This window comes from Guptibacillus spartinae, from assembly GCF_028610625.1.
GTDB lineage: Bacteria > Bacillota > Bacilli > Bacillales > Guptibacillaceae > Guptibacillus > Guptibacillus spartinae.
In genome coordinates this window covers 28791-50965 of the sequence record NZ_JAQQWU010000006.1, presented here as the reverse complement: position 1 = coordinate 50965, position 22175 = coordinate 28791, and the positions used below count along the sequence as shown (strand labels likewise).

Genomic DNA, 22175 nt, shown 5'->3' with positions numbered 1-22175 from the left:
GCATTCCTCATCGTTTAGGGGGTAAACTAATAATGTTTAGAGGATAAACTAACGGAGGTATATGAATGAAAAAGAAGTTGTGTGAAGCCGTTGAGCTTTTTGAAGAAGTGATCATGTATGGAACTGAACGAATTATTCGTTCTTTTGAGCATCAACTATTTGAAGAGTATTCTTCTGAACAGCTTCAGATGCTTCAGATCATTTCAAAATCTGGATGTATCTCTCCAGGTAAACTCGCTTCTTTACAAGGCGTACACAAGAGCGCGATTTCCAATCGTTACAAAAAACTTGAGACGAAAGGACTTGTAAGGACTGTTGATTCTAAAGAGGATTTAAGAGGCAAATCCATCACACTTACCCAAAAAGGAAATGATGTTGTTACTTTGTTTAATGAAGTCATTTATGAACATGTTGAAAAAATTGTATTAAATGATTTTCATGAAGAAGAAATAGATGAATTCTTACGGATTTTTCGTAAGTTAAGTTCAATTTTAAAAACAGAAGGAGATGCAAAATGAGACAAATTTTAAAATTTAAATGGCCAATTGCATTGGCACTTATCGCGCTAACTATCACATTATTTATCTTATCTCCAAACCTTTCCAAGCAGGCCGAGGATGCAGGGACATTTCAACTCCCTGAAAACGCTGATTCAAAAGTAGCTGCGGACATACTTGAGGAAGCCGGGGCAGGAGATGAAACGATTTCTCTAGTGTTTACTTATGATCAACCCGTTGAAGATCAAGCAAAACAAACGGTTTCTTCTATTGCACAAGAGCTTAAAGAAGAAGAGTCCATCATTAAAGATGTGCTCGATCCTTTCGAAAGTGAAGAAATGACGGAGCAACTTGTTTCTGAAGATAAAGAAACGGTTCTTCTACCAATTACAGTAGATGGAACGGATGAAGAAGTGAATGACCTCGCCAATCACATTCGAGAAGATGTCGTACCTTCTGATACAACAGCTTATCTTACAGGAGAGGCCATCATTAATCATGATGTGAATGAAAGTGCTCAAAAAGGACTTGAACGCACTGAAATCATTACTGTCGCATTAATTTTTATACTTCTACTCGCTGTTTTCCGTTCCATTACGACACCTTTTATTCCATTGCTCGCTGTAGGTGTAACGTATCTTCTTAGCCAGTCAATTGTTGCGTTTTTGATTGATTGGATTGGCTTCCCAGTGTCCAACTATACACAAATCTTCTTAGTTGCCGTCTTATTTGGAATAGGAACAGACTACTGTATTCTTCTTTTAAGCAGGTATAAAGAAGAATTAACAGAAGGACATTCAGTAGAAGATGCGATCGTAAATACGTATAAAACAGCAGGACGAACGTTATTAATAAGTGGATTAGCCGTCTTCATTGGTTTTGCGGCGATTGGCTTTGCTGACTTCCCTATCTTTAAATCAGCTGTTGGAGTTGCTGTTGGGATTGCCGTCTTAATGCTTGTTTTGTTTACCATCGTTCCATTCTTTATGGCGCTGTTGAAAGAGAAACTGTTTTGGCCTTCAAAAAAATCAGCGTCTCACAAAGATAGTAAACTATGGACCAGTTTTGGTCGTTTCTCTATTAACAAACCAATTTGGTCGATGGTCGTTGTGGCCGTTATCATGGTTCCACTCCTTTTCACTTATGACGATCAACTGTCGTTTAATACTGTCAACGAGATTGGTAGTGACTATGAATCTGTTAAAGGGCTAGATGCGATTGAAGAAGGTTTCGGTAAAGGGGATTCGCTTCCTGTTAAAGTCATTATTCAGCAAGATGATGCGATTGTAACGGAAGAATTGCTTCCTTATATCGAAACAATTAGCAAAGACATTGAGAAGAACGAAGAGGTAGCTTCTGTTAGGTCCATTACTAGACCAGCAGGAGATGTGATTGATGACTTCTATGTTGATTCACAACTTTCACAGGTTGGTGACGGCTTAAATGATGCTGCGAACGGTATCAATGACGTACAGAATGGATTAACGGAAGTACAAAATGGATTAGATCAAATTAGCGGTCAAATTCCGTCTGGCGGTAATGCCGGAGGGCTTGAAGATGCAGTAAACGGATTGGGGCAAGTGAATGATCAGCTTGGTTCCATTTCACAAGGACTTCAACAATCTCAAAATGTAGCTGCAGCTTCAGAACAGCTCGGTCAGGTTCAACAGCAGCTTGGCCAAATTCAACAGGGGCTAGCAGGTGCCTCTTCCGATCTACAAAGTCAGTCAGGTCAAGTTTCTGAATTAAGTGGTGGCATTTCGGATTTATCAAAAGGTGTTGGGTCATCGATTGATGGACTGAATGAAATAAAGAACGGCTTACAGGACGCCGCAGATTTGGTATCCAATATGGGGGATTCGAACGCACTTCGAGACACGGGCGTTTTCATTCCAAAAGGTACACTTGATAACGATGAGTTTGCACCAGCTATTGAACGGTATGCGTTCGATGATCAAAAGGCCGTTACACTTGAAGTAATTTTAAAAGAAGATCCTTATTCAACTGAGGCCATTCAAACCGTACGTGAAATAAAAGAGACTGTCTCCCGCTCAATTGACGGAACACCACTTGAAGAAGCAACGGTTGCTTATAGCGGGGTTTCAAGTATTAATAGCGACTTATCTGATATTTCAACGAGTGATTTCACAAGAACCGTGATCATCATGCTTGTCGGTTTGTTTATTATCTTAACCCTTCTTTTCCGCTCCATGATTATGCCAATTGTGATGATAGGTTCACTGCTACTTACGTACTTTACATCAATCGCCATTTCGGAGTTAATCTTTATTAATCTACTAGGCTATGATGGCATTACATGGGCTGTTCCATTCTTTGGATTTGTTATGCTCATTGCACTTGGCGTGGATTATTCCATCTTTCTACTCGACCGCTTTAACGAAGAAGCTTCGATTGGTATTATGGAAGCCATGCATCGGTCTATGGCAAAAATGGGAACAGTTGTGATTACCGCGGCTATTATATTAGCAGGAACATTTGGTGCTATGATGCCTTCTGGTGTCCTAAGCCTAATGCAAATTGCTACCATTGTCATTACAGGTTTGCTACTATATGGTCTAATCGTTCTCCCTCTTCTCATTCCTGCAGTTGTCGTTTCATTTGGAAATGGCATCTGGTGGCCATTTAAACCTAAAAAAAGATAGACTTCTAATAAAAAAATCTCGGTGCACATGATTCAGCGCTCCGAGATTTTTTTAGTTTATATCGTATACTGAGCTATTTCTTTATCATATGTCTCCTTATACATCCTCTCAAAGATCTCAATCATTTGATAAAAAGGTTTACTATAGTTACTCCCTTCTACACTCCATGATGTCGCCAGTACAGTATGACAATAACCCCAAAGGAGTAAGCGCTCCTTATTAAGTTGAAGACCCTTCGTAAAGATATCTACCCGTTTACTAGTTACTTCATAGACTTCTTTCTCCGGTAAGCAATTTAAAAGAAACTGAATCACATCATACTCCGTTTCCCCCAACAACCCTTTTGGATCAATCGCAACCCAGTCAGCCTCCCCCGAAGCAAGCACATTATAGTGATGAAAATCTCCGTGTAGCAACTTGTAATGAGTGATGGATTGATTCAATTTTGTAAAAAGTGTAAGTGCAGTCTTTAGGGTATGAGAAGAAAGTGGCCCATATCCATCCTCATTCTCAGCTACAGTAGCTTGCAGCGACTTCTCTCTTATAGCTGTTGTTTGAAGCCTGTTATTATTGGGAGAAGAAATCGATAACTTTTTAAGCACTTCAGCAGCGAAACGACATGCTAGCTCGTCATTTTTCACAGTTGCAAGCGTATAACCAGGAGTTAATTTTTCTAGTATGATGATGCCTCTCTCACGATCAAAGTCAATAATTTGAACCATTCCATGATGATTAAATAAGCGTAAAGATTCCACTTCATCAAGAAACGCTACTCCAGGTATACTAAATTTCACCACTACTTCTTTTCCACTTTCTAATTTAGCCGGAGCAACATAGTTGATCGAAAGATGATAAGGCTCTCCAACTTTCAGCATCCATTTTTGTTCACAATATTTGATTATATCTGGTAATTTCTGTAGCCACGCTTTTCCCTCTTCCTTGAAATAAAAGCAAACTGATTGAACAAACTGCTCTTGCAACTTCATCTTATGCCCTCTTCCTTCCACTTTTTAATAAAGAAATAACGTACAATAAGCAATTAAAATACCAATAAAACCACACATCAAGCTAAAGGGAATGTTTCTCCACACAATTTTATAAGGATTCATTTTCAAACTTACTGAAGTTAATGTAACGATAAGCCCATAAGGTGCTGATGGAACAGTTGCGATTGCGCAACTAGCAAGAAGGATCGTTAACGTAACGGAAGGAAACATACCCAACAAGAGCCCGCTCACGCCTCCGAAAATCCCCATTGTAGCGATAGGATGGACACCTAACAATGTCATGATTAAAAAGGTAGCCTGAATAAAAAACATAATGAAGACTTGATGTCCTTCAAGTGCCACTAAGGGATCCTGAAGGTAACGCAGGTATGGAGAAGCATTTAACGTTTCAGTAAAAAAGGAAAGTGTTAAAAGCAATACGATGAAATTATGTAAATGGTTTGTTTGTCTTTTCCAGTTGGATAAACCAATTTGAAAGAAACTTTTTCTTCGTTTCAACAACAATGCCCAAACAAAAGCAAAAGGAAATAGAGCGATCGTTACGGCGAACAAAAAATTAAACTGAAGCACATTCGTAAGAAAAACAACAACTATTAAAAACAAAACCAGCGCCACGATAAATTCTAGTAACTTCTTTTTACTACCTTTTCCTAACTTTGAAGGCGTACCTACTTCTTTTACCATCTCATTTCGAAAGGTGATTTTTCCAATAATAGAATCAAACCCAAAACCTAATAAGGCGATCAGGAGCATCCAGGGCAACACTTCTAAATAATTAGCGTTGGTAATAAATATGGATGTAGCAAGTAAAATCTCTAAAGGGCTCCATAATAATGCAAGGGAATAACCTCTTAAAGTCGCCATAGCAATAAAACGATTTCTTACGCTTGTTTTGGATTTTTTCAATTGTTTTTTTAATAAATCTTGAGAAATGGTAGCAGACGATAAATTTAAAAAGGCAGCAAGAGATACCATCGTAGCTTCCCCTCTTACATACAAATCTCCCATTCTCTTCACATTGCCCCCAAGTAATGTTTGCAACAACTGATTATATCTCCCTGCTTTCACAACACTATTCATCCAGGGGAGCATGGATAAAAGAAAAAGCAAACCGATATTACCGGCAAAAAAAGTTGGAATCTTCATGATAGGGACGTCACTTGAAAAATAAAAAAAGCATCCTGCACTTAACAGAAGCACGCCAAGTATTTTAAAAACACGATCCGCTTCTCTGAAATTAATTGCGATCATGAACATGGCTAATAGGCCAATCGTCATATAAAGAGAATCATTTGGCCAAAAAAGGTTGATAACATCTAACAAAAAAATGAATAAATAAAAGATGTAAATATGCTGAAACAGTCTAGTATTCCACATGTTCTTCTCCTATCCAATAGGCGAACGAAAAGAAAATCGAATACGTTCGTCTACTTCCCCGTTGTTGGTTTGCTGCTCTTATCCTATCGATAACTGTTTAAATTTTCAAGAATTCAAAGAACATATCCTTTTATTCAAAATGATACTATTCTCTCACTATGGTTCTATGTAAAAAAAGTACCGCCCGATTTAACGGGCGGTACAAAAGGGGGAAAATTATGTTAGTTTAAATTTACCCCTTTTTAAAATAAGTAAACCACTTTTTTAAAAAACTTTATTTATTTTTCATGTATGATCTGGCTACCATTTCTAATGAAAAATTCTTTTGATTCGTCGTGCTCTAAAAGGTTTAATAACTCTGTTCCATCGACAAAATCGACCCTATCAATTTCTTTATCATTCGAATCAAGATCATTTCCGTCACCAACATATTCGAAATGAAACATGGCGGTGGTTTGGCGATGATAACCAATTTTCTTTTGAATCGATTCTGGAAAGGAAAATGAGATGGTGTCAACATATCGCTTCTTTAACGAGTAAGCGACGGACCCCGTTTCTTCTAGTAATTCTCTTCTAATAGCCGCTTCGACCGTTTCATCTTGGTCCTCTATCCCGCCTTTTACAAAATCCCATGACCCATTCTGGAACTCTGCCCCCATCCTCGTTTTAATTGTAACTTTGCGAACGATGAGAAACCGCTGATTGTGTGTCACAATGGCTCCTACAGCTTTTCTAGTTTTCATATTAGAATCCTTTCAAACTAGTTTGTCGCATATTCACTTTTATCAGGTCTTTGACCATTTTTTAATTGTCGCATTGTTAAGCCAAAATCCATTTGCAAATGAGGGTAATCTTTAAAACTACTCCAGTCTCCGCCCCAATCAAAACCAAGGTTTTTTGCAATCGCTACAACTTCCATCCAATCTGCTTTCCCATTCTCGTTATCATCTCGTTCCATATCCCACACCACATTTCCATCATCTAACTTCAATGCAAAATCGATCGCGAGACCATAATTATGATAAGATCCACCTCCGGTAACATTTGTGACCACTTTTCCTTCTGTTGATCTTCCTTTTTCATAAAGTGCATTTTGTTCCTCTTTTGTTCGGTGTCCGTCCGTAATTACAATCTCGATGTCCTTATCGGCTGCCTTTTTTATTAACGTATCTTTTGCTTCGTTTACTGTTGGATGAAGCTCTGTAGGTAATGGAACATCTTTTTGAATAAACATTCCTTCAAGATCGTCCTTAAAATGAATAATCAGAAATCCAATTCCTATAATAAAAAGGTAGGTTATAAAATTAAACCCTTTCAAATCGTAACCTCCTACATGATGAATCTATTAAGTTGATCATAACATAGGAGGCGATTGATATTGACGCAAGGACTACTTTCCTAATGAAAACCCATCAAATAGTCGACCACCATATGGTTGTAAAGCGTCATCAACAAACGAAATGATACTTTCCTTTTCATTTGTTTTGTAATAATGATCAAAGGCGTGGACAAACTTTGCTGCTAGGTTAGTGTCATAATTATGAAGTGCGCGGACGATCCATTTGGAGGAGCCAACCCACTGACCGTTTGTGCGTAAAATAAATTCGTGAACTTGTTCGACAAGCGAAGCTGCACAGCACATTTCTTCCCCACGATCAGTAGCGCCAATAAAATCTTCTAAAACATCTGTTAGGAAGTAGCGTTTCAGGTCAATTTCTTTCTCTCCCCATCGTGACGGGCCTTTTTTTAGAAGGCTTTTCGCCTCATACTGTAATACCGATGCCTTCCCTTTATCATAAAGAACAATTCCTTCTGAAACCATTTTAGGAAGAGACGGTTTCGCCCGGGCACAGTCACTTTCATAAAAAGCATGATAGCTATCTAAATTATGAACATACCATTCGATCGGCCATCCTTCATAGAAAAAGCTTTCCCGATATGAAGCAGTAACGGACGAATCAAACACGACGATGTCGAGATCAGATGTAGCTGTTGCCTCCCCCCGAACAACGCTTCCAGCTAGAAAAGCAGCCTCACAATCGGGAGTTCTTGTTTGGACAAGTTTTTTAGCAATCGATATTATGATTTGTAATGATTCCATTTCACATGCTCCATTTTAATCAATTTTCATTTCTAAAAGCAGTATCAACTATCATTGTCAATTAACTTTAAATATAGCCTTTTTAAACTCAGAAAGGAAGCCATTCCCCACCAGTCATGTATATAAAAACTCTCCGAAAACCTTCGGAGAGTTAATCAATTACTTTACACCTTTCATAAATTCCTGAATCTTAGGTGAAAGCAGGAATAGAGCAATACCTAATACGATCGCCATACCTCCAATTGCTCCGAAGTACAGCGTTTCTGTTTCTGGTGTATAGAAACGCACAAGTTGTGCATTCAACGCCTGCGCCGCAGCTGAAGCTAAGAACCAAAGACTCATCGTTTGAGCAGAGAAAGCTTCTGGAGCTAATTTGGTTGTGGCAGAAAGACCTACAGGTGATATGCATAGCTCACCAAGTACAACAATTAAATAGCTAAGCATAAGCCACAATGGGCTTACTAATGAATCTTCTCCACCGAAGTAGGCAGGCAGTAAGATCACTAAGAATGATAAACCGGCAAACAATAGACCGAACGAAAACTTCTTCGGAATCGATGGCTGACGATGGCCAAGTTTCATCCACATCCAAGCGAATACTGGAGCTAGTAGAATGATGAATAACGGGTTTAACGATTGGAACCAAGCTGGCGATATACTGATTCCCATGAATTCTAAATCCGTTCGCTTATCTGCGTAAACTGCTAGAATGGTTGAACCCTGCTCTTGAATTGCCCAGAACATAACCGCTGCAATAAACAAGGGAATATAAGCGACCACTCTGGAACGCTCCGTTTTCGTTGTTTTCGGACTATAGTACATCACGATAAAATATATGGTTGGAACGACGATACCGAAGATACCAACTAAGTTAATAAATACGTTTAAGGTAAATAAGCCTGCAGGAATCGTAATACCTAAAATAATAGCAAGACCAACCACTACTAATCCTGCAATTAATCCATATTTCTTCTTCTCAGTTAGTGTCAGTGGGTTTGGAACATAGGTACCAGCAAGACCAAGATTCTTTTTCTTTGTAATCATAAAGACCACAAGTCCTAAGAACATACCGATGGCTGCAACCGCAAATCCCCAATGGAATCCTTTTGTTTCCATAAGTTTACCGACGATTAGCGGCGCAATGAATGCACCAAGGTTGATACCCATATAGAAAATACTGAAAGCCGCATCGCGACGCGTATCGCTTTCACTGTACAATTCACCGACAACCGTTGAAACATTCGGTTTTAATAATCCAGTTCCGATAACAATCAATACCATGGAGACAAAAAACATGGCTAAACTTCCTGGAAATGATAAAGCAATATGACCAAACATGATGAATATTCCACCATAGAAGACGGCTTTTGAATTTCCGAATATTCGATCTGCTAACCAGCCACCGATTACTCCGGACATATAGACAAGTGAACCATAAATCGACATGATGGCTAATGCCGTATTTTGCTCTAGCCCCAGACCACCTTCTGAAACCTCATAGTACATATAAAATACGAGGATAGCTCGCATTCCATAATAAGAAAAGCGCTCCCAAAATTCTGTGAAAAATAAAGTGAATAACCCCTTCGGATGTCCAAAGAAACCTTTTTGAGGAACACTATCCACAATTTTCTGTTTATTCATAGATGACATGTTACTACCTCCCCTATTCCTTTACTATAATATTTTAGTATTTTAATAAAGTCAAAGAAATCTTAGAAAGCGTTAACAAAGAACAAAAATTGTTTAAATTGAAAATATTAAGTTATTTTAAAATAATTAAAAATAGAGGTATAAAAAAGAAGCACGCCATTCAATTTGAACAGAATGCTTCTTTTTATGTACATGATTTTATTATGGTTCGAAATTAATTGCTCCGTATTAACCAAAGGCTCTAACTATGTGCATGGTAATATTTTTTCTAATACTACTGACTTATATGGAGTGACTCATCTGCTTCAACGTTATTTATATAAATCTTATTAAATATTCGTCAAATATTTTGTTCATAACTTTGGGCGTATTTTCTATATAAACATTCATTTGTTCAATGTTGGATTCGAACTTATCAGAGGTTCTTTCATCTGTTGGAAAATCAGATATCCCTTTAATAATAATGCATTCCACATCATTTTTCTTACAGATATAAGCGATTGCCCCCGCTTCTGTATCGGCTATTGTTATTTCGTTATCTTTAAGTTCTAAATAGTCCTTCCACATAACTACTGCTTTATCAGCGGTGCCAATTGTTCCTTTATAAAAATCATTTCCATAGTTAGATAAATCAATATTAACTAAAAAAGATTGTTTAATAAGAGGCTCAATATCTTTTACTGTGCAATCATATTGAACGGCTTTATTAGGTACAAAAATATCTAAATTACTAAACTTATCATCTATTCCTGCACAAGTTCCAACCACGATGACTTTAGTTAAATTAAATTTAGAAATCATAAATTGAGTACCACCAACGCCATTTACCTTTCTTACACCTGTACTATAAAATACTAGTTCAATATCATTAATGGTTCTTATGAAATACTCCCCATAAGGATAATCAATACGTTTCTTATCTTTTATGCCAAAGTATTCTAAAGTTGCTTCGTATTCCCACTTCGTTGCTATGCTTATTCCTATCATTGACTTATCACCCTACAAATGTAATTTGCCACTATGATCTTCAACCATTGGTTATTAATAGATAACCTTCAATAAACTACATGAAGCACTTACTTATTATGAAACAAACGCTAAAAAAGACTTTACAGAATAACATCAAAAAGTCTCTCATAGCCAAAAGGTAAAACTACTGCTACGAAAGTACCTATAAAAATTGAAACAGCCATAATAAGTCTATATTTTCGTTCTGATATCTCATTTCTATTTAAGGCTATCTTTAATGCCTTGATGATCGAATGAACAGTCATGTATATGATTACTGCCGAGAAGAAACTAATTAAAAATACTGCCATACTTCTCATCCTTTCCCATTATCAATCAGAAGAAAATCACGAATAAATGTTCGAACATTGAAAAACCTAAATTGATAAAAAGCTAAACAGAGTTGCCAAAGTAATATACCAAATCCCACTACAATAAGAAGAACAATCATATCCACATTTCACTTTCCAGAATACGATGACTGCCGTCCAACCAACATCGTCACTCGAGAACGATTTTTCTGAAGATAATGGGTACCTTCTTTGAATTTTTGCAGTATATCTTATTACAAACAAGCTCAAAATTGTCAAAGAAATGGGATTAAAATTTCTTAATTAATTCGATGTTAGCGTATTGATCTGCCCCATATACCTTATCCCCATAAAATCCATTAACTGTATTTAGTCCAAGTCCAGTCCAAAATCTAAGAGCTGGCCAATTTTTTATGGCTACACTTGCTCGGACTTCTCCAAAATTGCACTCTCTTAAAACCTTGAGTAATTCATTAATGACTTCTTTCCCTAGTCCTTGTTTATGATATACCTTGTCGATGTATAGAAAGTTAATATAAAATGTTTCAGCCTTCGGATATCCATGATAAGTGGTAAGAATCCCCACAATAGTTCCCGTTCCCTTTAGTGCTAAGACCTGAATTTTATAGCGCTCTTTAGTACCATTAGGAGGTAAGTCGCCATCAGTAAAACAGCGATAAGCATACTCATGATCTAGGTTACCCCCGTCCCATTGATGTACGTAATCCCCTTGTTCATAGATCTCTTGAACAATAGGAATTTCACTTTCTTTAAGATCTTGAATGGTTAGTCTTGAAGTCTCCCATTCACTTGGAATTAATTTCATTATCACCCTTAAACTCACTCCCATCTTCTTGCTTGTTTTTAACATCTAGGACTCAATAATGGGAGATCTAGTAAGTTGGTTTAAAAAAGATAAGCTCTGGATCGCCCTCATCCAAATTCTCTATTTTACCACTTTGAATAAATCCATTCGATTCAAATACTTTCTGCATCCTAACGTTAGAACGATTAGTAGAAGAAAATACTTTTGAAGTAGGAGAATGGTTGATCATATATTCCAGCAGCAAACTTGCATAACCTTTCCGTCTTTTTGAAGGAGATACGATAATGAGGGAGATAAATGTACAGTCAAAAAAATTAGTATCATAGGTTAAACATCCCACAATATTCTTTGATTCCTGAACTATGATACACCTTCTGCTCTCAATGGTATTTTTAATAAAGTTACGTCTGTTTGGGTTTCCGGTTATTTCACTGTCAATGCGAACGATTTCATCTAAGTTTGTAATATTAGCTTTCTCAACATTATACATTTTACTTCTCCTTTTTAGACTTTCCTATTCCGTCTTCGAATAATATATTCAAAGCGTTAAGCTCCGGTTTAATTAGACATTTAATCGTTGATTCCACCTTGCCTGCTCTATGGAATGAAAATAGTAGAATGAAAATAAGTTCCATAGAAAGTGAAGGAGTATCCCGGAAACAAGAGACTTAGCTAATCTATAAACAATCCCAAAAATGCTTCCTAACATGACCTCTAACCCACTACCAAGTACCCGGTTCATTAAAGAAGAAGCATCTATCTATTCCTTATAATACGAATGAAGTCTTTTTTGGGAGTAAGATGATCCTTTTCTCCAAGTGAAAGTTCACCCATTCGGCGATCTAATTCGACATATTGAACAACTTTGCTACCGTTCACAAAAACCATAAGATAAATATCATCTCTTATTTCAATATTGCTTGAGTCTTTAAAATAAAACCCTAATTGTTGTTCTATACTATTTTGTGAAGAGTAAGGCGTGAAAAGAAACGCTTTTTCCCACTCGAAATTCGTAAGCGAGTTAACTCTTATCTCACTCTGGCTTTGATCTGCCAAGATAGTATGAATCGAATTCTCTAAGTCTTTATTACGATCCCCTTGACTACACCCTACTAATAACAGCAACAAGAAAGAGAGAATAGAAGTTGTATTCTTCAAATAAAAAAACCCCTCTCATATGACGAAGCGAATCCTATTTGATATTAAAAAATAGACTTTCCTATCAAGAAAACTTTTATCGCTCTTCAGCTTTTGCTCAAAGATAATGGAGTGAAATTCATCTCTGAAATTCAATCCTGGCATGTTTGATAATGTTTTTAATGAATGGTTCTTTTTGTTGGGTGTACGCTGGTCTGTCATACTTATATTTAATAGCGAGTTTACATTTTAGCAAAGCATATTCTTCAACAGATTCAGGGTGCTTTCTAAGATAATCACGAAATACTGTTTTTTCAATCCATTCTGTACTATGTATTACACATATATGTAAGTGACAAGTCCCATTGCCCCATAACCCTTTTCTGAAGAATTTTCTTTCTGTAACCTCTGGCTTTGGAACATATTCATAATCTACTTCGCTTAATGGTTTTACAAAAGCTGATGTCCTTTCTAAACTTCTTACCCCTACCATAATATCAATAATAGGCTTAGCCATTAATCCTCTTATAGAAGTGCTTCCAATATGTTCAATTCCATCGATTTGATTACCAATAGCAGCCATAATACGATTTTTTTCATATTCGAATTGCCTTTCCCATTCAATCGTATACTCATTCAAAATGACATTCGGTTTTATCATGGCTACACCCCTTCTACTAGACTATTAAATGTAAATTTACCACTACACTTATATCATCAGAACGTTCCAAGAGTTGAGAATGTGTAGGATGGATTATTGATTTTCATTGAATGATTTCGTAAACTCATTCACTTCTTTACTAAACTCCACCTATCGACTAGCAGGAGAATTCCCTTTAAAAGTTAACCACAAAGTAAAGTAGGAAATTCTCGTAAGGAAGTTAAGACTCTTTCTAACCATTACTTTTACCTTTTCGACCCATTAATATAGCAATGAAGAGAAACCAAAGACCTACTATATTCATAATAATATTTCCTGAATTTCCTATGTCATTAATTTTCAAGCCGACTAAAAAACCACCAACTAAAATAAGTGGAATAACTATAAATAACCTCAAGATTATTCCTCCAAATACGCGCCACCTGACACAAGCCCAGAGATAATATTAGGATTCGTGTTTTTTGATGTGAAAGGAAGATCATTTCGGCTTGATTGCAATCCAAAATAAAAAGTACTTTCTTTATCGTCAAATAACTTAGATCTCAGTAGTTCCCTTTCACCTGAAAGCGCCTCTATTAATGCTCCAAAAAAGTTTTCTTGTGTCATCATATCCACTGAACCTAAATGAAAGATTCCTTTCAAATCTTTTTCGATTATATACCGTAATTGCTTTGCAAGCTGAGTATCCAAAAGGTTATTACATTCCAAATTACTATATACCTCGATAGTCTGGTTGCCTTCAATACTTTCCATAATCAAATTCATTCTTGGAGACTCCTTACCCCAAATTGCGGGGATCCTAATAACAATTGCCCTATCATTTAGAATCTGTTTTAATGTATTCTCACATTTGATCTTGAAATTTCCATAGTCTGATTGAGCAACAGGATGATCCGTTTCTATATGATGCTTTGAAAAGTCACCATCAAATACATTTGCAGTAGAAAAATAATAAAGCAGACTCTGGGTGTTTCGTAATTCCAATGCCAATTGGCTATGAAATTCCAATTGTTGATCAAATTCTCCCCTTAAGCACGATACAATAATATCAGGCTGAACTGTTCTAATGATCCCTTTTAGTTTGTCATATTGGTGCAATCCCAACTGGAATTGCTTTTCACCCGGTAGTTCAATTTTATTCGAAAAATATGTACCATACACTTCAAAATCGTTTTTACATTCCTCCAAGATAGCTTTCCCAATAAGCCCGCTGGCACCAATAATGAGTAGTTTTTTCATAATATCCTCCAAAACATAAAAAGTAAGAAGCCAATATTAAAATTATCCCAATTGCAAAACCTGTCCAAGTTGTCGTATTCATTGTGCTATATCCAAATCCCTGCTTACTTCTGAAAAGATAAGTTAAGAGATAATAGAATATGAATACAATTACCTCAAGATTACAACCATCTACTTAGAGTTTTTTTTATTTTTCGCAACTAAATGATATAAGCTGTTGTGCTTATAATTGTAAGCCAACATAGAAATTAATAAGGCGATCAGAAGAGTAGATAACACGATTCTAATTAGGCCATATTTAGAATAATTCCCAAAAAGTAAACCAAAAAGCAAAGGATAACCAAACCACTTAGAAGAAAAGATCTCTCTAATTACGTTGATAATAAAAACCTCCACACCCTAATCACATCATCTTGTAAACTTCTTAATGACCCAGTCTAATTTTCTTTCTTTCGGAAATATATCCATTTGTATGCAGTACATATTGCTAATAAAACGATAATTAGAAACGACTTTAGATAAGGTTTAGTTACCGTAAAAGTAACGAAAAAAGTTGATATTACTACAAACAAGTAAAAAGTAATAAAGGAAACGTTTTATTTGAATTCAAATTATCACCTCTTCGTAGTGTCAACTCTTTTATAGTCTTCTTACATATAGTGATTTAAAGTTGGAGTAACTAAGTTATCCTCCTAACATTCCAGACCTTCCTTCTAAACCTGAATTTAGCGCTTACATTTATTAAGCAATCGCTCAGAATTTGTTTAATAATTTCCATCCAAAAGTAGTAGTAAATAACTACATCCTAAAAGAAGAAATGCGAATTGAGTTACAACGTAAACAGTTAACTCAACTGAAGTCAGTCCCCTTCCCCGTTTGATTTTCTTAAAATGAAAATAATAATATATTGCACATAAGAGCAATACCCCTCCTGATACTTGAAACACGATCTCTAATAAACCAATCATAAATATCACCCTCTAGTAAATGTCCCGATGGTTGTTCAAAAAGATACAACACACTTAAAAATCTTGCTCTATTCGTCAATACCAATTATTTCAAAATACTTTTTATAAATCCATCATTTATAAAAAACTCCGCGTTAAATGAAGACTTTATTTCTAGATAAATCATTTATTATTAGCTAAACATTAACCTGCAAATCTTTTAAATGTTTTAGTTTTTCCACTCTTCATCTAGAATGCCATAAGAATATTCATCCCACCAATCATCCCCATGCGGAATTCTTTTGGGAAGTATATTTATATACTTCTTCCCAATCTTCTAATTCAAAATCACGTATAATTAATCTGTTTGTTTTTATGTTCATATTACTCTCCCACTAAATAATATATATCTGAATTTAGCTTTTATCGATAGAATTGCCTTTCAGGCATCCTATTCGTCGAAAATTTTCTTGCTTAGTTCCTTAATGGAGGGGGTGTATCCCCCTGAGGTGTCAATATGGAAGTTGGGGACGTTGATCCTTGGTTCGTCGTAAGGGCTAATGCTAAGTTTAATTCCTTTTCTAGCCATGTCCACTTCCTTATCCCCATGGAAGTACTCTCGAAGCCGGTTATCCAGTCCTCGACGAACAAACCTGTCAAGCGCTATCTTTTCGTCAACCTTGCAAATCAACAGATAGAGCTTTGCTTTCCCTCTGAACTGTTCAAGCATCGATGACCATAGACGATGCTGGAATGCTGCTTCAGCGATCACTGACACATTGTTTGAGATCAACCCCATGAGCGTACTAAAGAAGATTTCTGTTGCTGCTAAATTGGCTTCTGGAGGAAGCTCGTTATGGCTTTTACCGAAAGTATGCACATACCCTTCCTTAATTTGATCTCTGCTGATTACTGGCATAAAGATCTCATTTCCAAGTTCCTTAGAAAATGTTGTTTTCCCTGAACCTGGTCGACCAGTGACAATTATTAAATAAGGCTTTGACATGGATTTCACTCCTTATGGAAATATTGTCCACACTCCAGTTTTATTAACATTTCAAGAAGCTAATCCTCACTATGGATAAGCTCCGAGATAATAGTAGACTCGAAATGCACATATGTAATTATTCTTCCATTTTACACCACACGCCTGAATCTATCTCCAATCGTGGCGGTGATGTAGTGAGTTTTACGTTCACTCCCAGTGGCATCTTAAAATATTCCTGCTTGCTTGAGATGAGTAAGCATCAAATCAAAACGAAACGCAGGTTCTGCAACTTCCTCAATTAGTAATATCGCTCCATGTATATCCGCTTGATAAGCCGTGCCTAACCTAGTGGTAAGTAACCAAATGACTGAAGCTCTGGATGGCATTAAGTAGATATGTATTATCGCTGTATCCCCAGTATATTTTAGGGTTTCTTTGTATCTTCCCATAATTAATCAAAGTAGCTTATCTTATGAATGATAAGCTCCGATTTATAGAATAGAAAGAGATAGTTACATATTCGATATACCGTTAATGAAAATGCTAAATAATAAACAGATTGTTGTTAAGCCAGCAACTGGGATGGCAAATGCTTTGTTGTTTTTAAATTCATATATAGCTATTAATAAACCTGCTACACCTAACACTACCCATACAGGCATAAAGATGGCATCTGAAATATTCGTTGGAAATAAAGTATAACCACTTGATAAGAAAAATACCCAATGCGAAAGCAACAGCCCTAATATTATATAAGAGAATGTTCGAGGGGGTTTTCCTTTTTCATTTTTTCTAACAGCTATAATTGGAGTAAAGAGTAAAGTAAAAATTGCAATGGATCCTAAAACCATCAAAAACACTATTGAAAACCCAATCATAACCAATCCTTTCTTAACAATTTTTTCAACTCCTCTGAATTTACATAGAGTGTTTACACCCATTGTTCCAGATTTGCTCGGAGATACTTGAAAACTCAGTACTGAGATAGTTTAACGAATGGTTAAATAAATAAACTAGTTTATTAAATATCTAGATAACAAGAGTAGCCAAGGACTAATTAAGAGCAGAACGCTTAGATACATAAATTTTCGTTTCCTAAGCCCCATTGCTATAGCCCAACTAAATAAACTACATAGAAGCGTGAGGATTAGGGTAGTAATAATTCCATACTCTTGGAAAATAGGTATAGTAAAAGACAAAATCCCGATGCCAATTAAAATCCAATACATTACATAAGGGAATTTTTTTGTTTGCATTCCTATTATCTCCTTTCTAGAATTCTTCTGCCTTCCGGTTTGTGGAAGAAGAAACGGGAGATCTTACCCAACAAAGCAGTAATAGTAGTTACTCTGTTAATCCAAACCCCATAATGTGGTCAGTATAGAGAGCATAACTTTCATACTTAATTACATTGTCCGGGTTAGCAAACGGAACAATTTTCACATTGCTCAAAACAATCATGCCATACATGTTGGTTACATTACCTTCTTTCATTATTGGAAAAATTGTATCTTCTGATTGTAATAACGCCTTATCGAGTAAAGTCATCTTACTCTCGTTTGGCTCTTCCGTATTGATTTTATCTGCAATAATCAAAGAGTTAGATGTAGTAATTTGAATCTTCCTATGATCCTCAATTCCACTTTGCATTTCTTCTATTAAGCATTGTGCCGTCACTATTTCTAATTTCTTCATATCGTGTCCTGGGTTTAATTCATGGCCAGTAAATTCAATTTTCACTAAATAACCCTCCATCTATTTATTTCGTTAATACCAATTATTTCAAATAACTCACCATAACTCAATCTCTAATTTCAAATGAAAAGAGCCTATCTTATTTCAGATAAGCTCCGCTTTAACTGTACACTTGATATCATGATAATTGAGCAAGTTATCCTTAACAATTGGTATATAAATTTAGAATAGAAAGAAGTAATGGTTTTTTCATTCTTTTTCTAATTTAAAAACGCCATTCCATAGTTCAGAATGACGCCATTTATTGAAAGTAGTTCATTAAAGTTGTCATTGCTATGATATCGAAAAACTCCTCCAAGATTATGGGAGACTTGATAATTCATATGTCTAAATGTGTTTACTAAAAAACTCAACCCCCTCCCAAACTAGTTACTTAATCACCTTATCTTGCTAGATATTCTTTAATCCGGTGATTAGAGACTTACTTCACCATACTTCTTTTCGTTTTTTTCTTGCTCACAAAAAGAATCGTGAATAGTTGCCTTGAAATAATGTAAGGAAGGGTACCAATCGGAATAGCGTATAAATCCAACCAAAAACCATTCTGATACTGTCCTGGATTCAGTAATAGAAATCTTGTTTGAATTCCAGCCATGATTAAGATTGGTAATAAAAAGAATAGCCAGGGATTTAGTAGCCAAGACGATTTAAAGTGACTACTTAGCGCTTCATAGATTCCCTCAGCAAAACCTGCAATAGTGGCTATGATCAAAAATCCCATTATCACACTATAAAGTGGTAGGCTATTATCAAATTGCGGATTATAGTACTCCATAGCAGAATAGGAAAAAACGCTTAAACATGCAGTTACACATGTGACACTCCATAAAAACCTCACTATTTTATAAAACGGAAACAGCGACCTCTTAAACTCCAAATTTAGTTTACTTTGATTCCCAAATGCTTCAATGGCCAAACGAATCGCTTCATCTTCAGAATGTCCTTTTATTAAAAGATCTTGCACATGGTCCTGAAGGTGTCCATAAATTTCCTCTATTAATTCCTTCTTTTCATCCTCGGGTAAGTCTATGATGATTTCCTTTACATACTTCTCAATCTCCTTCATGATCATTCCTCCACTGTATTTTCGATTAACGAATTAATTTGTTTCCAACTCTTAAGTTTTTCTGCCAATACAGTACGTCCAGTTTCCGTTATCGAGTAATATTTTCTCCTCCCTCCCTCAGATTCCAAATTCCAATAGGAAGTCACACATTCCTTTTTTTCAAGTCTTTTTAAAGCAGGGTAAAGCGTTCCTTCATTCATATGGTAGGAATCTTGGCTTAAAGCCCTTAGTTTTTTAGTCATTTCATAGCCGTAGCAATCTTTTTCAGCTATTAGTGAAAGCAATAAGATCTCAATACTACCTTTTAACAACTCTCTATCCATCATTTATCCTCCTAATATTGGTAATTACATTGTATAACTACTTACATCGTAATGCAATGTAATTCCACCTAAAAAATACCATCACTAAGTTGAAATGATGGTACTAATCGTGATGTAACTTTCCTTTAGATGAGAAAACCCTTGAATTCATATTAAAACCTATTAAATGACTCAGGCAGGAACGATATATCCCATACATTCATCATCTACTAATTTGATTTCCTCTTAAAGAAAGAGAGAATCATACCTATGCAATCTTCAATTCTAGTTAAAGGAAGACTCAGTATCTATATATCTTTTTCTTTAACACCATAATGATTCTTCTATTATTTGATAAAATCACTTTTAATAATGGAATACATATATAAATCATCAAATTTATCAAGAGTATACTCATAATGTCTGAGTAAGCCTTCTTTTATGAAACCTAGTTTGCTAACCAATCTTTGTGATTGAATATTACCTGGCTCTATCAAGGCCTCTATCCGTTCTAACTGATAGTGGTTAAATCCATACCTGATAATTGTTCCTAGTGCTTCAGATGCTATTCCTTTTCCCCAATAGTTTTTACTTAATTCAAATCCAACTTCTGCTCTATAATGTTGGTGGTGCATATTTAAATACCCGCAACTACCTATAACTTTACCTGAATCTTTCAAAGTAATTCCCCACCTAATACCTGTACCTTGCGTTATTATTGAATGATACCATTCGATTTCATCCAATACATCTTCTATATTTTTGGCCGGTGCTAACCCCATATGTTTTACGACTTCTTCATCGGATAAATAGTGGTACATATCCAAAGCATCCTCTGTACATACTTCTCTTAATATTAATCTATTCGTTTCAATTACTGGATTGTGCTTTTCCATTAATAATCCCTTCTTTACCTTATTTCAATTTCTTAAGTATTTCCCCCTATTAAGAGGAGCCGAAATCTATTTAGCGATCTCCAGCTTTTGCTCCGAGTTTGTTAAATAAGTTAAGTTCAAAATTACTTTACTGTTATTTTATATCTTTGTTTTCCCCATGTTTGAAAATAACTACACTACACTCTTTACACCTTAACGCTGGAACTTTTTTGACTTTTAACCATGCATCACCTATTAATGTCTCACTTCCAAAATCCGCAAAGATGGAATCAGGCGAGTCTGACCAGCAAATTCTTCGAGGAGAAAAAATATATCCTTGCATCAACTGGTTACCACATTCAGGACACATTACTACATCGGCCACTGTTAGTAACACCACCCTCATCTTAGATTTTTTATTGAAATAACTAGTTTTTTTATTCCAATTCACTAAAGCATCTTGAACAATATATAACTTGTTCAGGACCCCAAGCATTTAAAAGTGTCCACCCATTTAACTTTTTGGGTGTAGCTATAATTGCGATCTTCTCATCTTTTTCTACTTTTCTTCCGCAATTTTTGCAAATAAACTTATCGCCAATGATAAGTATCCATCCTCTCGATAAAATGATAAAATTCTTAATTGGTAACTTTTTACCTTCCCTTCTAAATACGATTGAATAAAAAATCCGTTTCATAATCCAAACTATCTCAAAACTGAGTCATCAACAAACCTTCCCAGATCTTTAATACCAATTGTTTCAAATCAGTCAGAACAACTCAAACTTTTCTTTCATATAAAAAAAGCCTATCCGATCACAGATAAGCTCCGAGATTACTGAATATCCTGGTTAGTCATTCTTTTCCGGAAATATGTTCTTCAAATAGTTTTTTAAATTTACTTGCTTGTTCATTAGTCGCTTGATAAAAGGTATCTTCATTCTTTCTTATTATTGTTTTTTGGTAATCATAGTACACAAACCACTTGCTTCCATTTACTTTAAAGATTGCATCTGGTTTCCCCTTGTAACCGTTGGAATTTGCTACTTCAATCGGGACTTCACTCAAATGATTGGTTAATAATTTGATTTGCCTAACAACATCTTCTTCTTTAATTATTTGAATAGGCTCGGTATCATTCCCAATTGTGTATATTTCTACCTCATTAGTACTACCTATTGAACATCCAAATAAAAAGAAATAGATAGAAATCATGCACAGTAATTTTAAGTAATTCATCCCTCTTTCCTATCCTTCCCTTAAATAATATACCTTCCACTTTAGTATAAAAGCTTCATTTATATGGAACGATCGCTCCGATTTAAGGAATAACTTATTTGTTGTTCCAATTTTTTATAAGTAAAAATAGATTCAAAACAACTAAGAAAGCTAAATGTAATACAGGCGCTAATTGCAATTGCGCTACAGCGGGCGGATCATTTGTTAAATCAGTCCCTAAGACTAACAGATTGAATGAAAACACAAAAATTAATATACCAAGTGAAATGCTTCGCCCATCGATACTTTTTAATGAGGTTAAAGATAATGTTATGAACATAGTAGAAACAAAGAATAACAGTTGTGAAAAAATGGCTTCAGAAGTTGTAAACGAAATCGGGATATCTGATAAGATTAGCATTTTATAGCCAAATGAAACAATACCGAGTAAAAGACCTAGAGATATAATGATCACTTTCAAAGTTTCATTAATAATTGATTTAATAACAACACGCACCTTTAATATTTTCAGCAATCGTTCCAA

28 protein-coding genes are annotated in these 22175 nt (G+C 35.6%); 2 read left to right on the top strand and 26 right to left on the bottom strand.

Going from position 1 to position 22175, the window contains the following annotated elements; all coding sequences use genetic code 11:
* Positions 1-65 precede the first annotated feature (65 nt).
* Complete coding sequence (locus PQ511_RS12020; RefSeq protein WP_273852153.1) at positions 66-518, top strand: MarR family winged helix-turn-helix transcriptional regulator; 453 nt, start codon at positions 66-68, stop codon at positions 516-518.
* A complete protein-coding gene (locus PQ511_RS12015) occupies positions 515-3160 on the top strand; it encodes an MMPL family transporter (protein ID WP_273852152.1) in 2646 nt (881 codons plus the stop codon). Before PQ511_RS12020 ends, PQ511_RS12015 begins: the two co-directional genes overlap by 4 nt.
* A gap of 56 nt (positions 3161-3216) precedes the next feature.
* On the opposite strand, the gene PQ511_RS12010 is transcribed toward PQ511_RS12015, so the two are convergent.
* The 26 genes from PQ511_RS12010 to PQ511_RS11890 form a co-directional block, all read right to left on the bottom strand.
* Complete coding sequence (locus PQ511_RS12010; protein ID WP_273852151.1) at positions 3217-4146, bottom strand: aminoglycoside phosphotransferase family protein; 930 nt, start codon at positions 4144-4146, stop codon at positions 3217-3219.
* A gap of 24 nt (positions 4147-4170) precedes the next feature.
* Positions 4171-5544, bottom strand: coding sequence for a hypothetical protein (locus PQ511_RS12005; protein ID WP_273852150.1), 1374 nt, complete (start codon positions 5542-5544; stop codon positions 4171-4173).
* 278 nt (positions 5545-5822) lie between these two features.
* Complete coding sequence (locus tag PQ511_RS12000) at positions 5823-6287, bottom strand: NUDIX domain-containing protein (protein WP_273852149.1); 465 nt, start codon at positions 6285-6287, stop codon at positions 5823-5825.
* A 17-nt stretch (positions 6288-6304) separates the two neighbouring features.
* Positions 6305-6862, bottom strand: coding sequence for a M15 family metallopeptidase (locus PQ511_RS11995; RefSeq protein ID WP_420541694.1), 558 nt, complete (start codon positions 6860-6862; stop codon positions 6305-6307).
* A gap of 72 nt (positions 6863-6934) precedes the next feature.
* On the bottom strand, positions 6935-7645 hold the full coding sequence (locus PQ511_RS11990) for a nucleotidyltransferase domain-containing protein (RefSeq protein WP_273852148.1): 711 nt from the start codon (positions 7643-7645) through the stop codon (positions 6935-6937).
* Between the two features lie 159 nt (positions 7646-7804).
* A complete protein-coding gene (locus PQ511_RS11985; RefSeq protein ID WP_273852147.1) occupies positions 7805-9298 on the bottom strand; it encodes a peptide MFS transporter in 1494 nt (497 codons plus the stop codon).
* Positions 9299-9613: 315 nt separating this feature from the next.
* The gene (locus PQ511_RS11980; RefSeq protein ID WP_273852146.1) at positions 9614-10285 is read right to left on the bottom strand and encodes a 5'-methylthioadenosine/S-adenosylhomocysteine nucleosidase family protein; all 672 of its coding nucleotides are present in this window, start codon (positions 10283-10285) and stop codon (positions 9614-9616) included.
* 122 nt (positions 10286-10407) lie between these two features.
* Positions 10408-10617 (bottom strand): hypothetical protein, encoded by a 210-nt coding sequence (locus PQ511_RS11975; RefSeq protein ID WP_273852145.1) that lies wholly within the window; start codon positions 10615-10617, stop codon positions 10408-10410.
* Between the two features lie 289 nt (positions 10618-10906).
* Positions 10907-11443: a GNAT family N-acetyltransferase gene (locus PQ511_RS11970; RefSeq protein ID WP_273852336.1), complete on the bottom strand. Its 537-nt coding sequence runs from the start codon at positions 11441-11443 to the stop codon at positions 10907-10909.
* A gap of 67 nt (positions 11444-11510) precedes the next feature.
* A complete protein-coding gene (locus tag PQ511_RS11965) occupies positions 11511-11933 on the bottom strand; it encodes a GNAT family N-acetyltransferase (RefSeq protein ID WP_273852144.1) in 423 nt (140 codons plus the stop codon).
* A 72-nt stretch (positions 11934-12005) separates the two neighbouring features.
* Positions 12006-12152, bottom strand: coding sequence for a hypothetical protein (locus PQ511_RS23750; RefSeq protein ID WP_420541693.1), 147 nt, complete (start codon positions 12150-12152; stop codon positions 12006-12008).
* A 47-nt stretch (positions 12153-12199) separates the two neighbouring features.
* Positions 12200-12601, bottom strand: coding sequence for a hypothetical protein (locus PQ511_RS11960; RefSeq protein WP_273852143.1), 402 nt, complete (start codon positions 12599-12601; stop codon positions 12200-12202).
* Positions 12602-12719: 118 nt separating this feature from the next.
* Positions 12720-13241, bottom strand: a complete 522-nt coding sequence (locus PQ511_RS11955) for a GrpB family protein (RefSeq protein ID WP_273852142.1) — start codon at positions 13239-13241, stop codon at positions 12720-12722.
* Between the two features lie 232 nt (positions 13242-13473).
* Positions 13474-13638 (bottom strand): serine kinase, encoded by a 165-nt coding sequence (locus PQ511_RS11950; RefSeq protein WP_273852141.1) that lies wholly within the window; start codon positions 13636-13638, stop codon positions 13474-13476.
* Between the two features lie 2 nt (positions 13639-13640).
* Positions 13641-14480, bottom strand: a complete 840-nt coding sequence (locus PQ511_RS11945; protein WP_273852140.1) for a sugar nucleotide-binding protein — start codon at positions 14478-14480, stop codon at positions 13641-13643.
* A 1398-nt stretch (positions 14481-15878) separates the two neighbouring features.
* The gene (locus PQ511_RS11940; RefSeq protein WP_273852139.1) at positions 15879-16433 is read right to left on the bottom strand and encodes an AAA family ATPase; all 555 of its coding nucleotides are present in this window, start codon (positions 16431-16433) and stop codon (positions 15879-15881) included.
* A gap of 206 nt (positions 16434-16639) precedes the next feature.
* Positions 16640-16801 (bottom strand): hypothetical protein, encoded by a 162-nt coding sequence (locus PQ511_RS11935; protein WP_273852138.1) that lies wholly within the window; start codon positions 16799-16801, stop codon positions 16640-16642.
* Positions 16761-16874 (bottom strand): LD-carboxypeptidase, encoded by a 114-nt coding sequence (locus PQ511_RS11930; protein WP_273852137.1) that lies wholly within the window; start codon positions 16872-16874, stop codon positions 16761-16763. Before PQ511_RS11930 ends, PQ511_RS11935 begins: the two co-directional genes overlap by 41 nt.
* 53 nt (positions 16875-16927) lie before the next feature.
* Positions 16928-17356 (bottom strand): hypothetical protein, encoded by a 429-nt coding sequence (locus PQ511_RS11925; RefSeq protein ID WP_273852136.1) that lies wholly within the window; start codon positions 17354-17356, stop codon positions 16928-16930.
* A gap of 403 nt (positions 17357-17759) precedes the next feature.
* Positions 17760-18155, bottom strand: a complete 396-nt coding sequence (locus PQ511_RS11920; protein WP_273852135.1) for a hypothetical protein — start codon at positions 18153-18155, stop codon at positions 17760-17762.
* A 436-nt stretch (positions 18156-18591) separates the two neighbouring features.
* Positions 18592-19236: a permease prefix domain 1-containing protein gene (locus PQ511_RS11915; protein ID WP_273852134.1), complete on the bottom strand. Its 645-nt coding sequence runs from the start codon at positions 19234-19236 to the stop codon at positions 18592-18594.
* A 2-nt stretch (positions 19237-19238) separates the two neighbouring features.
* Entirely contained in the window at positions 19239-19559 is a 321-nt protein-coding gene (locus PQ511_RS11910; protein WP_273852133.1) for a PadR family transcriptional regulator, read from the bottom strand.
* 326 nt (positions 19560-19885) lie between these two features.
* The gene (locus tag PQ511_RS11905) at positions 19886-20434 is read right to left on the bottom strand and encodes a GNAT family N-acetyltransferase (protein ID WP_273852132.1); all 549 of its coding nucleotides are present in this window, start codon (positions 20432-20434) and stop codon (positions 19886-19888) included.
* Positions 20435-20567: 133 nt separating this feature from the next.
* Entirely contained in the window at positions 20568-20909 is a 342-nt protein-coding gene (locus PQ511_RS11900; RefSeq protein WP_273852131.1) for a PF20097 family protein, read from the bottom strand.
* Between the two features lie 359 nt (positions 20910-21268).
* Positions 21269-21652, bottom strand: a complete 384-nt coding sequence (locus PQ511_RS11895; RefSeq protein ID WP_273852130.1) for a hypothetical protein — start codon at positions 21650-21652, stop codon at positions 21269-21271.
* A gap of 94 nt (positions 21653-21746) precedes the next feature.
* Entirely contained in the window at positions 21747-22175 is a 429-nt protein-coding gene (locus tag PQ511_RS11890) for a hypothetical protein (RefSeq protein WP_273852129.1), read from the bottom strand.

Bases quoted from the DNA above. Each gene is read 5' to 3' on its own strand.
- PQ511_RS11910 (WP_273852133.1), bottom strand. From the start codon at position 19,559: ATGGATAGAGAGTTGTTAAAAGGTAGTATTGAGATCTTATTGCTTTCA.
- PQ511_RS12015 (WP_273852152.1), top strand. From the start codon at position 515: ATGAGACAAATTTTAAAATTTAAATGGCCAATTGCATTGGCACTTATC.
- PQ511_RS11940 (WP_273852139.1), bottom strand. From the start codon at position 16,433: ATGTCAAAGCCTTATTTAATAATTGTCACTGGTCGACCAGGTTCAGGG.
- PQ511_RS11925 (WP_273852136.1), bottom strand. From the start codon at position 17,356: ATGGGTGTAAACACTCTATGTAAATTCAGAGGAGTTGAAAAAATTGTT.
- PQ511_RS12010 (WP_273852151.1), bottom strand. From the start codon at position 4,146: ATGAAGTTGCAAGAGCAGTTTGTTCAATCAGTTTGCTTTTATTTCAAG.
- PQ511_RS12020 (WP_273852153.1), top strand. From the start codon at position 66: ATGAAAAAGAAGTTGTGTGAAGCCGTTGAGCTTTTTGAAGAAGTGATC.
- PQ511_RS11985 (WP_273852147.1), bottom strand. From the start codon at position 9,298: ATGTCATCTATGAATAAACAGAAAATTGTGGATAGTGTTCCTCAAAAA.
- PQ511_RS11905 (WP_273852132.1), bottom strand. From the start codon at position 20,434: ATGGAAAAGCACAATCCAGTAATTGAAACGAATAGATTAATATTAAGA.
- PQ511_RS11975 (WP_273852145.1), bottom strand. From the start codon at position 10,617: ATGGCAGTATTTTTAATTAGTTTCTTCTCGGCAGTAATCATATACATG.
- PQ511_RS11965 (WP_273852144.1), bottom strand. From the start codon at position 11,933: ATGTATAATGTTGAGAAAGCTAATATTACAAACTTAGATGAAATCGTT.
- PQ511_RS11900 (WP_273852131.1), bottom strand. From the start codon at position 20,909: ATGCTTGGGGTCCTGAACAAGTTATATATTGTTCAAGATGCTTTAGTG.
- PQ511_RS11945 (WP_273852140.1), bottom strand. From the start codon at position 14,480: ATGAAAAAACTACTCATTATTGGTGCCAGCGGGCTTATTGGGAAAGCT.
- PQ511_RS11955 (WP_273852142.1), bottom strand. From the start codon at position 13,241: ATGATAAAACCGAATGTCATTTTGAATGAGTATACGATTGAATGGGAA.
- PQ511_RS23750 (WP_420541693.1), bottom strand. From the start codon at position 12,152: ATGTTAGGAAGCATTTTTGGGATTGTTTATAGATTAGCTAAGTCTCTT.
- PQ511_RS12000 (WP_273852149.1), bottom strand. From the start codon at position 6,287: ATGAAAACTAGAAAAGCTGTAGGAGCCATTGTGACACACAATCAGCGG.
- PQ511_RS11970 (WP_273852336.1), bottom strand. From the start codon at position 11,443: ATGAAATTAATTCCAAGTGAATGGGAGACTTCAAGACTAACCATTCAA.
- PQ511_RS11990 (WP_273852148.1), bottom strand. From the start codon at position 7,645: ATGGAATCATTACAAATCATAATATCGATTGCTAAAAAACTTGTCCAA.
- PQ511_RS11895 (WP_273852130.1), bottom strand. From the start codon at position 21,652: ATGAATTACTTAAAATTACTGTGCATGATTTCTATCTATTTCTTTTTA.
- PQ511_RS11915 (WP_273852134.1), bottom strand. From the start codon at position 19,236: ATGAAGGAGATTGAGAAGTATGTAAAGGAAATCATCATAGACTTACCC.
- PQ511_RS11980 (WP_273852146.1), bottom strand. From the start codon at position 10,285: ATGATAGGAATAAGCATAGCAACGAAGTGGGAATACGAAGCAACTTTA.
- PQ511_RS12005 (WP_273852150.1), bottom strand. From the start codon at position 5,544: ATGTGGAATACTAGACTGTTTCAGCATATTTACATCTTTTATTTATTC.
- PQ511_RS11935 (WP_273852138.1), bottom strand. From the start codon at position 16,801: ATGCCATCCAGAGCTTCAGTCATTTGGTTACTTACCACTAGGTTAGGC.